Source organism: Streptococcus parasanguinis (assembly GCF_040908565.1).
Classification (GTDB): domain Bacteria; phylum Bacillota; class Bacilli; order Lactobacillales; family Streptococcaceae; genus Streptococcus; species Streptococcus parasanguinis_AC.
Map to the genome: position 1 here is coordinate 1 of NZ_JBDGEA010000022.1, position 12,558 is coordinate 12,558.

Annotated in this window: 13 protein-coding genes; all 13 read right to left on the bottom strand. The window is 42.9% G+C overall.

All coding sequences use genetic code 11. The features are described 5' to 3' along the window. Window positions 1–75 precede the first annotated feature (75 nt). The 13 genes from AB5Y61_RS09555 to AB5Y61_RS09615 all read right to left on the bottom strand — a co-directional run bounded on the left by AB5Y61_RS09555 (window position 76) and on the right by AB5Y61_RS09615 (window position 12,243). The gene (locus AB5Y61_RS09555; protein WP_368403982.1) at window positions 76–753 is read right to left on the bottom strand and encodes a rhomboid family intramembrane serine protease; all 678 of its coding nucleotides are present in this window, start codon (window positions 751–753) and stop codon (window positions 76–78) included. After that, the gene (locus AB5Y61_RS09560) at window positions 737–1,276 is read right to left on the bottom strand and encodes a 5-formyltetrahydrofolate cyclo-ligase (RefSeq protein ID WP_368403983.1); all 540 of its coding nucleotides are present in this window, start codon (window positions 1,274–1,276) and stop codon (window positions 737–739) included. The genes AB5Y61_RS09555 and AB5Y61_RS09560 overlap by 17 nt, the downstream gene beginning before the upstream one ends. Window positions 1,277–1,385: 109 nt before the next feature. Next, complete coding sequence (locus AB5Y61_RS09565; RefSeq protein WP_368403984.1) at window positions 1,386–2,519, bottom strand: N-acetyldiaminopimelate deacetylase; 1,134 nt, start codon at window positions 2,517–2,519, stop codon at window positions 1,386–1,388. 53 nt (window positions 2,520–2,572) lie between these two features. Then, the gene (gene dapD / locus AB5Y61_RS09570; RefSeq protein WP_003016885.1) at window positions 2,573–3,271 is read right to left on the bottom strand and encodes a 2,3,4,5-tetrahydropyridine-2,6-dicarboxylate N-acetyltransferase; all 699 of its coding nucleotides are present in this window, start codon (window positions 3,269–3,271) and stop codon (window positions 2,573–2,575) included. A 65-nt stretch (window positions 3,272–3,336) separates the two neighbouring features. Continuing rightward, window positions 3,337–4,578, bottom strand: a complete 1,242-nt coding sequence (locus AB5Y61_RS09575; protein WP_368403985.1) for a hypothetical protein — start codon at window positions 4,576–4,578, stop codon at window positions 3,337–3,339. A gap of 39 nt (window positions 4,579–4,617) precedes the next feature. Next, window positions 4,618–5,523, bottom strand: a complete 906-nt coding sequence (locus tag AB5Y61_RS09580; RefSeq protein ID WP_150906654.1) for a hypothetical protein — start codon at window positions 5,521–5,523, stop codon at window positions 4,618–4,620. 14 nt (window positions 5,524–5,537) lie between these two features. Beyond that, a complete protein-coding gene (locus tag AB5Y61_RS09585) occupies window positions 5,538–6,227 on the bottom strand; it encodes a hypothetical protein (protein ID WP_368403986.1) in 690 nt (229 codons plus the stop codon). Window positions 6,228–6,232: 5 nt separating this feature from the next. Next, window positions 6,233–6,931, bottom strand: a complete 699-nt coding sequence (locus tag AB5Y61_RS09590; protein ID WP_368403987.1) for a hypothetical protein — start codon at window positions 6,929–6,931, stop codon at window positions 6,233–6,235. Between the two features lie 118 nt (window positions 6,932–7,049). Then, window positions 7,050–8,141 (bottom strand): hypothetical protein, encoded by a 1,092-nt coding sequence (locus AB5Y61_RS09595; RefSeq protein ID WP_368403988.1) that lies wholly within the window; start codon window positions 8,139–8,141, stop codon window positions 7,050–7,052. Window positions 8,142–8,246: 105 nt separating this feature from the next. After that, a complete protein-coding gene (locus tag AB5Y61_RS10625; RefSeq protein WP_439145123.1) occupies window positions 8,247–8,627 on the bottom strand; it encodes a hypothetical protein in 381 nt (126 codons plus the stop codon). 310 nt (window positions 8,628–8,937) lie between these two features. After that, window positions 8,938–9,753 (bottom strand): hypothetical protein, encoded by an 816-nt coding sequence (locus tag AB5Y61_RS09605; RefSeq protein WP_368403990.1) that lies wholly within the window; start codon window positions 9,751–9,753, stop codon window positions 8,938–8,940. Window positions 9,754–9,771: 18 nt separating this feature from the next. Next, on the bottom strand, window positions 9,772–10,710 hold the full coding sequence (locus AB5Y61_RS09610; RefSeq protein ID WP_368403991.1) for a hypothetical protein: 939 nt from the start codon (window positions 10,708–10,710) through the stop codon (window positions 9,772–9,774). 183 nt (window positions 10,711–10,893) lie between these two features. Beyond that, on the bottom strand, window positions 10,894–12,243 hold the full coding sequence (locus AB5Y61_RS09615; protein WP_368403992.1) for a glucose-6-phosphate isomerase: 1,350 nt from the start codon (window positions 12,241–12,243) through the stop codon (window positions 10,894–10,896). Between the last annotated feature and the right edge of the window lie 315 nt (window positions 12,244–12,558).

The following is a 12,558-nucleotide window of genomic DNA, read 5'->3' on the forward strand; positions in this document are numbered from 1 at the left end:
GCCCTACTCAACTGTGCGGAGGTGGGACGACGAAATCGAATTCTAACGAATTACCGATTTCTGTCCCACTCTCTCTTAAAATAGATTCAAGATTTTACCTAAGAAATAAAGCAAAAGCAAGAGATAAGATAAGGCTGCACTCATCTGATAGGTTCGGTTCATAAAGCGAGCCTCTCCTCTTACTGGAAAGACATAAGCCAACATGACCCCAGCTACTAAGCCACCAATGTGGCCCGCCATACTGATGTCTGGCATAAAACTAAAGATCAGATTGACCACAATCAAGCTGGTATAGGACTGACTCAAGTGGCGAATATAGGGACTTTGAACAATAAAGCGCAGAGCGCCAATGGTCCCAAACAGTCCAAAGAGGGCTGTAGATGCGCCTGCTGCAATCACATCTGGCGTAAAAATAGCAACAAAGACATTGCCCATCATGCCTGATAAGAGATAAAGAGCTAAGAAAGCCTTGGAACCAAAGAGATCTTCTGCCAAACGTCCCAAGTAATAGAGGGTGATCATATTGAGCACAAAATGTTCTAGGCCGATATGAACAAAAGTAGCTGTCACTATTCGCCATAACTGGCTAGGATCGACTTTCACAGCCTCTCCAATAATACCACCGCTATAGTAAACAGCAGCACCCGTTTGGTAGTCGCCTCCAAATCGGATAAACATGGAAAGAAAGACTGCCGTTGTGACGAGCAACAAGAGGCTGGTCACAGGATAACGACGATCAAAGAGTAACTTCATAGACTAGCACCTCCTGAACGGCCTGATCAAAAGCATCTGGTTGAAACTCCTTCTGCTGGATGGAATAAATCGTACTCACCGTTTTTCCAGCAAAATCTGCTAAATAACGATCATAATAGCCACCGCCATAGCCAATTCGGTAGCCTTTTGACTGGAAGACCAAGCCCGGTACATGGATCAGATCAATCTCTGACTTATCCACAAGCTTTCCTTTTTCATTGGGCTCCAGCAAACCAAAGCGTGTCTTTTCCAAAATATTAGGATCGTATTCCACAAATTCCATCCGACCTTGTGGATAGGTACGGGGAACACAGACACGTTTCCCAAGTTGAAGAGCGGCTTGGATCAAGCCAGCTGTGGAAAATTCGTGGCCAAAGGACAGATAGGTCGCAAGGGTCTTTGCCTCCTGAAAGGCTGGAAGCTCCAAGAGACGTTGAGTGAGCTGGTCATCTGCTTGAGTTTTCACGGATTCTGGCAGCTCTTTCATGGCTGCTATGGTTTCTTTTCGTAGTGTTTTCTTCATTCCCTACTCCTTTTGTCTAGCTTTAATTGTATCATTTTTTATGAAACATCCGAACAGTTTGCACACGAGAAAATAAAAATCCAACTCCAGACGGAGTTGAATCAATCCCTTATTGATTGGCTTTCATTTTCAAAAAATTACCAATGTTTTCCACAGCAAAGGGAAGGGCAGCCTCATTTGGGCTCATCTTCGGATGGTGCAGGGCATAAGGGGTATCAATTCCAAGCCAGAACATGACACCAGGAACCTTGCTCAAGAGAAAGCCAAAGTCTTCTCCTGTCATCGCTGGCAAGATATCAATCAGGTTCACGTCTTCCTCAGCTGTGAAAAAGTCCATGAGTTCTTTGGCCAACTCTGGTTGGTTTTCCACAGGCAGGTAACCTCCTTGCTTGAGTTCCAGATCTAATTCTACATCAAAAGCGGCTGCAACCCCTTCCGCAATCGTTTTGACCCGTTTTTGAGTCAGGAGGTTCATCTCCATGGTCAAGGTCCGGATGGTCCCATGAAGGAAGGCCGTCTCAGCGATCACATTATTGGTGGTTCCTGCATGCATGGAACCAAAGGTCACCACAGCACCTTCAATTGGATCGACATTTCGACTCACTACCGATTGGACTTGGGTAATGAAGTAAGAAGCTGCTACAAGAGCATCATTAGCTTCATGTGGAAAGGCAGCATGCCCTCCCTTTCCTGTAAAGGTGATCTTGACTTCACAGGTCCCTGCAAAAAGGGTACCGGTATTGGTCGCAACGTCTCCCACCTTCAAATCAGGGCGTACATGCAGACCATAAAATTCATCAGGGAGCCAGTCACCAAAAGCATTGTCCTTATACATGAGCATCCCACCAGCCTCATTTTCTTCAGCTGGTTGGAAGAGAAAGAGCAGGTTATTCTTTGGTTGCACTTGGACCAGTTGATCCAAAAGCCCGAGGGCTGTTGTCATGTGCATATCATGACCACAAGCATGCATCCGTCCTTCATGCTTAGAGGCAAAATCAAGGCCCGTTTGTTCCACAATCGGTAAACCATCTATATCTGTCCGCCAGCCAATGGTTTTTTCAGGAACAGTCCCATGGAGATACACCAGAATCCCGGTCCGCCAAGTCCGTTGCTCTACAAAGTCCTTATCTGCTGTAATCTCTGCGATTCGCTCTAAGAGGTAGGCTTGGGTTTCAAATTCTTCCAGGCCAATTTCAGGGATTTGGTGCAAATCCCGTCTGATTTTGATTAAATCCAATGTCATCGTTGTCTTCTTTCTATTAGAATAGAGGCCTTACGGCCTCTACCATTCATATCTTATAAATTACGCAAAGCGTCTTCCAAGGCTGTTTTTTGTTGTGTTTTTTCGTCAATTTCCTTGATGATGCGAGCTGGGACACCAGCTACAACCACATTTTCAGGGACATCTTGAGTAACGATCGCTCCAGCGGCAACGACTGAACCGTTCCCAACTTGAACTCCTTCGATCACAACAGCATTGGCACCGACCAAGACATTGTCACCGATCCGAACAGGCTCAGCAGAAGCTGGCTCAATGACACCCGCAAGAACGGCACCTGCACCGATGTGGCTGTTTTTACCAACTGTTGCACGACCACCAAGGATAGCCCCCATATCAATCATAGTTCCTGCACCGATTTCAGCACCGATATTGATGACAGCCCCCATCATCACGACAGCATTATCTTCGATGGTCACTTGGTCACGGATGATAGCGCCTGGTTCGATACGCGCATTTAGATAGCGCTTATCAAGCAAGGGAACAGCTGAATTACGGCCATCTTGTTCAACCACATAATCCTTGTTCTCTGTCAAGTTGGCAAGAAGGGGCTCGATATCTTTCCAGTCACCGAACAACACATTACCTAGTTTTGTGACAGAAGCTGGAACAGCTGTTGCCAATTCCCCTTCAAAGGTAACTTTCACATTTGTTTTCTTTTCTGCATTTCCGATAAAAGCGATAATTTCTTGAGCAGACATTTTTTGTGCTGTCATAAGATTCTCCATTCATTTCAATTAAAGGTATCCATATTATACCACAATCCAAGTAAGATGAACACCTAAGGCGACGTGGTTGTAGCCGAATCCTCCAGGCCTGTTATTTCACTGATGGTGCGATTGCTTCCAAAGTGAATCGTAACTAAACGCGCATCAGAAAGTTTATAGTGAAAGGTTAAAAAAGACTCTGAACTCATCATACTCGACCAAGAAACACGGCTAGGAATTCCTACGGTATTCACAAGCTCTGAATAGCTGGTTCCTATTTTAATATTGGCAAAATCCTCTCTGTTCAAACTGCCATTTTTATTGGCTAATCGCTCACTGTTTAAGTTCTCAAAATTAAGAGAAGATAGACGGCTACCAATTATATTTGAAAGCAAAACAGATACAGAAGAAGGGGATCCTTCAGCCTCATAATCCAAACTTGTCATGAAAGGACCGACACTACCCTCTTGGTAGGTTTCTTCCCCACCACTAGCCTTCCCCAGTATAGCTACCACATCCTGCGGAGACAGATAAGTTGAAGAGGTACGGCCTTGATCCCCCTCACTTAAACCAGGAATCAGGGAAATCGCCTTCTCATAGGTCACTTGAAACTGAAATTCACCTTCCGGTGCAATCAAAGTACTCGTACCACTCTTCAAGGTTTCCTTTCTAGTTCCATAAGACCGGCCAGTGTTTCCGTATTCACTAGTAGTAGATGAAGGATGTTCCTCACTATGGATACCTCCTGAAGCCAGATAGGCAAATAATCCCAGCATGGCCAATAAACCAAAAAAGGCAGCTAGCGAAGACCCGCCACTATTAGAGGAAGGAGAGTAGGTTTTCGCCCTATCCGATTGGGAGTCTAGTACAGGTTGTCTTGGTTCTGAATGCCTGCCTCCCCCTATTGAAGCCAGATCGGCTTCTGAAATCAAGCGGCTCCCACCCTGATGCTCTACTTTTTTCTCAGCTGAGGGAGACTGCCCTATTGTATCTTGTGCTGGTGTTTCTGACCTTGCTTCTTCTGTTAGTGGTGTAGCAAGAACGACCTGAGCTGATTCGTCTTCAGGTGTAGCAAATGAGCCTTCCTTTGGATCATACGATTCCTTCTTCACACCAATCGCTGGTTCGTCTTTTCGTTCCTCTTCTTGTTTCACCTCTTCCTGAAAAGCAGGGACTTCTACCACTTCTGGCTCTTTTGTGAGCGTATCTTCTAGCTTCTCAGGACTTCCTTTTTCTAAGGGTGCTTCTTTCGGCTGGCCTTTCGAAAACCGACTCTGGTGCTCATTTCGTAGATGCGACCAGTCTTTATTTCCCATTGTCCTCTCCTTTTATTTAAAATGCTTCGGCTGATTTTTTTACTGTGCTGTAGATGTAGAGGAAGCTGGTGTGGTCGCTACCTCTTTCGATTTGATATCCTTGATGGTTTGCCGGCTATCAAAATGGATTTGAACCGTTTGAGAATCCGATAATCGATAGGTAAAGGAAGGCGCTTCCCCGTAACCTAAAAGCCCAGATACATATATTTCATCCGGAATCCCTACCGTATTGAGTAGGTCTAAATAAGGCATTCCGACCTTGATAGTGGCAAAATCGTCCTTCGTCAAGCTCCCATTCTTATTCGCAAATCGGTCACTTTTTAAGTGTTTCAAACTTAAAAGAGAGATCCTGTAAAAGGCACCTGTTTTTTCAAGAAGAACCTTCCCATCTGCATCCTTTGATTGGTAATCTAATGTCAGCAAAAAGGGACTGGAACTGCTATCACTATACGTTGCTTCCCCACTCCTCGCTTTACCTAATGCTGCAACGACATCTTGTGGGTCTACCGTCCCAAAAGAGGTCTTTTTTTCTTCCACTGCAAAATTAGGAATGAGAGACATGGCCTTTTCATAGGTTGGCTGAAATTGAAATTCATTAGCTGAGGCGATATAAGAACTATTTTCACTGGTCAGATATTCCGTTCTGATACCATCACGTGATAAACCATTGATCCCCTCACTCGAAGAAGATGAAGAAGAGCTTTTATTAACTTCGTTTTGAAGCACAAACACAAAAGCCATTAACAAGGCGAACCACCCAAAAAATCGCAAAAGCGAACCAATCCCCTCTTTTGAGGAAGAAGGGGAAGACGCCATCGTATCTGAATGGCTTCTAGTATCCTGATGATTGTCCATCCCTATTGAAGCAAGGTCAGCCTCTGAAATCAAGCGGCTCCCACCCTGGTGAGAGGAAGCTGCCTTGATGTCTGTCCGTTGATCGTCCAATGATGTCTCCTTTCTTATACCAACACCAATTTCTTGGCTTTTTTCTTGAATTCCATCACCACTTCTGGCTGTCCTGGTAGCTGGTAAGTCGCGCGATAGCCCATTCCGCCATCTGGCATTTCCCCCCAGACCAAGCGTTGAGGATTTCCTAGTTTCTTCATGAGCTGGGCGAATTCTGTACCTTTTTTCTCTTTTTCAGTAGTGATTTCTTTCTCACTGCTTGTCTTCTCTTTTACATCCAACAAATTCGTCGCATCCACCATCGTCAAGCGATACCCCTGGTCTCTTTCCTGTTCAAACCACAAGGTCACACTTTTCTTGCCCTGATCGGTTTGCTTAGCCGCATAGGTTAAGACGAGAACCGTTTTATCCCCTTGGGCTGTCTTAGTGTAGCGAACTTTTTGAGCTTTTCCCCATTCCGTCACAACTGTTTCCAAGCGGGTTCCTGGTTGCTGACTCTGCTTGAGACGGACTTTCAAATTCGCCACAGCTTCGATGGTCCATTTAAACTGTTTGATTTCTTGTTCCTTGCTGACCAAATTCTTGTAATCCTTTGGCTGGAAACGAGTCAGTGTTTGGTCCTCCTTGGTATCGGTTCCCTGCTCTTGCACCTGGATGCTTGCAATCGCAAGTAAGAGTCCTAAAACAAAACACAAAAACGGCAGCAAGAGTTCTTTTCGATTCTTTTTCATCCACTCGATCATCTGCTTCACCCCTTCTTCGTCAAACGATACTGACCAGTCTGTTCGCGTTCAAAGGTCAAAGAGACCAGTCCATCTGTCACCTGATAAGACAAGGCTAAGACTTGCTTGTCCTTTGCAGAGGTCAAACTAAGAGAATTGGGAAGACCTGATTTTTTCAAGACATCTTCTACTGCTGTCCCCTTTTCATTTTTTCCATCTAGCGTCTGATAGCCTGTAAAATCTGCCAATTTTAAGTTCTTTTTGCTCTGATAATGAGCCGACTTGGGCGCAAAGCCTTGAATCGAGCTCAAATAAAAGGTATCATCCTGCTTTTGAAATTCTATGGTATAAGGATGAATCCCCTGCACAGGAGCCCCATAGCCTAGCTGGACTTGCGCTCCAAAACTCGTATCTTCTTGTGTAAAACTCGCTGCTTTTCCAAATTTTTTGACGAAGGCAGACAAACTTACCCAACTTTTTTGTACCTTTCCTTCTCCCCTTGCAAGCTCTAATGACAACAAGTCTTCTAGAGCCGGCTCATTTGAAGAAGGAGCGACAAATTGTTGGCTAGCTTCTTGCATGCGAGACAAACTCAACAAGCGATCTTTGGGCAAGGTTTGCACTGGATGAATCATAAACACCAAGCAAATACCAATCATAAAAGCCAGCAAAGCCCCTGCAGCTTTTTGTAGGATCCGCTTATGATTTTCTATCCACTGTTTCATTTCTTCCATCCTTTATGCTCTTTCTATCTAAACTCCTTCTATTGTATAGAAAATTAGCGCATTTGTCTTGTCTTATTTGAAAGAAAAAAGGCTTGCGCCTCTTTCTTGTCTTATCCTTTTAGAAGCTATCTTTACTGCTCAAAAGAAAATCTCCATTTTCTTGGCGAATAAAGGTCAAATCTACATAGTCCCCATTTTTCTTTTGGAAGTCCATGACCAATTCTATCTTGTCTGAATCATCAGATGAACTCACCGTCAGATTGACTGCATCACCGTATTTTTCTAAAAGCCCTTTGTAAGAGGTCCCTCCAGCACCGGTCTCACTATCTCCAACCTTGAACCCATCTGCGAAGTTATCCTCAACCGTAAGATTTTTCCCAAATTGATTAAATTCAAATTTGACAAGTTGTAATTGTTTCCCATTCTTAGAATAAGTCGCTTTGACCTCTTTATTATAAGAGTTATCATCCCAGAATAATTTCAATTCTCCGTTTTCAAATTGAACAGAGCTAGCTTTCCCATAAGCTTCAACCATTTCCTCAGGAGTCTCCCCATCATCACTTCCTGTTAAAAACTGAAGTCGCTCGATATCTGACTGTTTCCAGCTAAAATCGTCTTCCGCATTTTCTGAAGTCAATTGCTCCAAATCAATATTGGATGAAGAACCAGTCTGGTTGCCTGACCAAGAAGTATGCTTTCTAGATGGTGACGTGCTAGGGCTGGCATGACCAATCAAATAGCCACTGACTCCACCGATGAGGAGACCCACTAAAATCCCAAGGGCAAAACGAATCGCCTTCTTGTCCGCAGTATCCATTGGTTTTCCAACGGGAGGAAGAGGAGCTTGCGGAATCTGCATGCTAGGACTTGTAGCTGTTTGTGGACCAACTGGTTCAACAACCACACTTTGAGGAGCTTCAGGCGCAGGCTGGAATAGAGGGGTCGGTTGGGGAGCAGCGGGCACTACCGCGTCTTCTTCAACTGTCGTTTCATCCACTTTTGGGAGCTCCACCGTTTCTGAAATAACGGGCTCTTTTGCCTCTTCTTCCATTGCTTTCTTCGTCTCCGTCGCTGAAACGCCACTAACTTCTGGAGCCGCCAAATCTTCGGTTTCTTCTTTTGGGACAAAGGCTGGCGCAGCCACATCAAATTGAGGCTCACCCTCTAAGGGCGTCTGTTTCATCAATGGTTCTTGATCTTTCTCTGACATTTTGAATTCTCCTTTTTATTCTTCTCTTCTACTATAACATAAAACCAAGCAGGGACCAACTCCTATCTTGATGGACTAAAAAAGATCGGAGAGATATCCGACCTTTTAGATGCTTATCTTAAAATTTCTTGCGAAGGGAGACAATAGCAATCCCTGCAAGTGAGAGCAAGCCCAAGGTTGCCAAAACGACACCTGTTTCTTGACCTGTTTTTGGCAATAAGCGTCTGACGACAGAGTTGCTTGAACTTGAGGACGAACTAGATGAGTTGCTTGAGCTCGATGACGAAGTCGAACTTGAGGAGCTTGAAGATAAGCTAATTGAGCTTGAACAAGGTCTAGTTGACCATTCTTGTACTCATAAATCGCAGCTTTTGTATTTGCAGATACTGGGTGAGCAACAGCCATTCCACCAAGCAAAGACGAAAGTAACAAGAATTCAGCGACAGTCTTTCTCATGATTTTCATTACTTTTTTAATTATTTTCATTCGTTTTACATTTTATAATATGAAACAACAAATGACAATTTTTATGTTCAAATAACTTTTTATATTAAAGGATTTGAGTATAAAATAAATGTCGAAAACTGTTGCCCATCTAGAAACCCGATATTATCAGTAGTTTAGCAATGAGACTACCAAATGATAGAGATTAAAAACTAGTTATTGTTTTTTATAATTGGATCTAGGGGAAAAATTTGTGAAACTATTTTGTGGGCAAAAAAACGACCTCTTGCGAAGTCGTTCGGATACAGACGAGAATATAGGGACTCTTCCTTTTCGAAGCCCTATTTTCTTCCTAGTCTGCATCTCCTTTTAAAGCCAAACGATAATCCCCATCTACTTGCTGGATAAATTTTAATTTATATTCATCTTCATCTGAACTAGATGACTTAAAACGGATTTCCATTTCATTTGTAATGACCTTGGTTTTATAGTCTTGCTCAGCTCTTATCGAAATATAGGACGGGATATTGCTACTAAGCACTTCTTTATAAGATACTCCATCTTTCCCTGTTTTAGGATCCCCCGCCTTCAACTTATCATAATGATCAGCCACCATCGGATTGGCATCCGCTGTGTCATAATCTTCTGAGAAATACAGATTGCGTAGGTAATAATGACCATCTATCTTCATAAAGGTCAGATTCATCTCGCTAGCAGTCTTATAATCGGTGCTTTCTTCATCTGAATCGTCCCTTTCGAGTTCTCCCCATTCTAACTGAGCAGTTGTTCCATTAAATGTGCCTTTTAAGGCTTTTCCATATTTCTTCACGACCTCTTCCATAGACATCGCATCGCCTTTATCATCGTAGGTAGCAAATTTCAAGTCTCCGAGATCTGAAATATCCCAATCAAATGCTGTCTCTTTTGGGTCTATATAGCGAGCAGATATATCACGTTTTGAGACTGTACTATCTGCAGTGGTAGGTAAATGGGGGTAAGCTTTCTTGGTTACGGCATCCACACCAAAAGAGCGACCAAAAATAAGACCAATCACCAAGCCTAAAACAATTGCCCCAATCACACATCCAATGAACAAGCCCTTCCCGCTTTTTTGAGGGGTAGGATTTACTGGTACACCAAAGGGTACCTGTGTTTGATTTATACTCATCTCTCTTCTATCCTCCACTTAATTTAGTTCCGCACCAATATAGCGAAATTCTCCATCAGGCTGTGCTAAAAATTTCAAAACTTTAAAATCCCCATCAACCTCACAAAGTACAGTAGCCACTACACGTGTAGACTTAAATGTTTCCCCATTAGCAGTTATTTTACGCTCTGTCCCAATTTCAACGGTTTTTCGATGTTTTTTCAAAAACTCAGATAAGCTTGTCCCACCTTGCCCTGTCTGCTTGTTTCCTTTTTTCAGACTTCGAAATTCCTTTTTAGTCAAGGCGCGATTGCTCGAGGTATCGTCGCTATCATCATCCTCTGGATTTTTATGCTCATACAACTCATCTAATTCCGTCACGGACACACTTTTTAAATAATAATTGCCATCGACTTCGTCAAATCTCATTCTCAAATTCTGATGTTCAGAAGCTTTTGAGTCATTCCAAATAAGCTCCATTGCATTCTTTTTATAATCAACACTGGATGCTAACCCATAGACTTCCACGATCTGATCTGCTGTCAAACCATAACCTTCCCGATTGGTGTAACTCAACAAGCCAAGATCCTTGAAAGTCCATGTGAAAATAACCTTTTCTTTATCCGTTACAAAACCTGCTTTTGTTTCATTTGCTTCGGTCTTTGCACGTTCTAAACGTTTAAATCGTTGCGACTCCTTACTTGTTTGAGAGGATTGTCCCCAAACATATCCACTCACACCACCTAAAAGTCCACTAATCACAAGCGCTAACAGCGAAAATAGAACGATGTTTTTCCACTTGTGTTTTGGCTTAGTTGGATAGGACCATTGAGGCGGAAGCATTTGTGGATTTGTTTCTTCCACTGGATGAGTAGGCCCCTGCATTTGAACTCCCCTTACCTGTCCTTCTACTTGTGGTGTCTCTTGCATCTGCTCCTCTGCCGCTGCTGCAAAAGGCTGTTTATCTTCTGTAGTCATACTCTCTCCTTTTGATTCTCTTTGTCTCATTTAACGATCACAGTGAGTGAAAATCATTTGATGAACAAAGTATAAAAATACTCCTTCTACTATATCATAAATCTCCTGATGGCGCCAATTCATCACTAAATGGGGAAATAGACACAAAAAAACGATCTCTTGCGAGATCGTTTTGTCTATTGATTAAAGACGAGCGTTGAGTTCTGCTCCAAGTTCTTCAAATCCTGGTTTACCAAGAAGGGCAAACATATTTTTCTTGTAGGCTTCAACACCTGGTTGGTCAAATGGGTTGATCGCGTTCAAGTAACCTGAAAGGGCGATCGCCAATTCGAAGAAGTAGATGGCATAACCAAGAGTGAAGGCATCTTGCTCAGGAAGAGTCACGTACATGTTTGGTACATCACCGTCTGTATGGGCAAGAAGAACACCGTCAGTTGCTTTTTTGTTTACAAAGTCAACGTCTTTCCCTTGAAGGTAACCAAGTCCATCAAGGTCTTCTTCCAATGTAGGGATGATCACGTTCTTACGTGGTTTATCCACACGGACAACTGTTTCAAACATGATACGAGTTCCTTCTTGGATAAATTGACCCAATGAGTGCAAGTCTGTTGAGAAGTTAGCTGAAGTTGGGTAAATACCTTTTTGGTCTTTTCCTTCTGACTCACCAGCCAATTGTTTCCACCATTCTGAGAAGTATTGAAGAGATGGTTCGTAGTTAACCAAGATTTCAGTTGCATATCCTTTACGATAAAGGATGTTACGAACAGCTGCGTATTGGTAAGCTTCGTTTTCAGAAAGTTTGTCTGAAGTGTATTCTTTACGGGCTGCATTCGCACCTTCCATAAGGGCTTTGATATCAGCACCTGATGCAGCGATTGGAAGCAATCCAACTGCTGTCAAGACTGAGAAGCGTCCACCGATGTCATCTGGAACTACAAATGTTTCCCAACCATTGGCATCTGCTTCTACTTTTACAGCACCTTTAGCACGGTCAGTTGTTGCGTAAATCCGTTTGTTGGCTTCTTCTTGACCGTATTTCTTAACCAAAAGTTCTTTGAAGACACGGAAAGCGATCGCTGGTTCAGTTGTTGTACCTGATTTAGAAATCACGTTTACTGAGAAATCTTTATCTGAAACATACTCTACCAAGTCAGCAAGGTAAGTAGATGAGATGGAGTTTCCAGCATAAAGGATTTGTGGAGCTTTGCGTTCTTCTTTTGTTTGCAAGTTTGCAAAGTGGTGGTTCAAGAAGTCAATCGCAGCTTTCGCTCCAAGGTATGATCCACCGATACCGATCACGACCAAAACATCGCTGTCTGCTTTGATTTGTTCAGCAGCTTTCAAGATGCGGTCAAATTCTTCACGGTCATAATTTTCAGGAAGGTCCAACCAACCTAGGAAGTCACTACCAGCGCCTGTTCCTTTACGGATCAATTCATCAGCTGCAGTCACTTGTGGTTGCATATATTCCACTTCATGTGGGGCAACAAATTTACCCAAAACTTTTGAGTAGTCAAATTTAATATGAGACATGTTATTCCTCCAATATTTCTTCTCCTCTATGATATCGCTTTACAGGGATTTAATCAAGGGAAACCATCCTATAAAACGTTTTCATTTGCTAATTTTTTTATTTTCACAAATCAAGCAACGACGCAATGGCAATCGTTTGCATATTTGCACTATTTTTGGCTAGAAAATACAAAAAAAGAAGCTTCTCACGAAACTCTATTTTTTCTCTTTTATTCTTTGAATATAAACATGACTCTGGTAAGTGATAGCCCTCACGTCGCTTCACTCCTCAGGATCAATATCTCTAAGTTCGGTTGCGCCTTATAGGCTAATTGC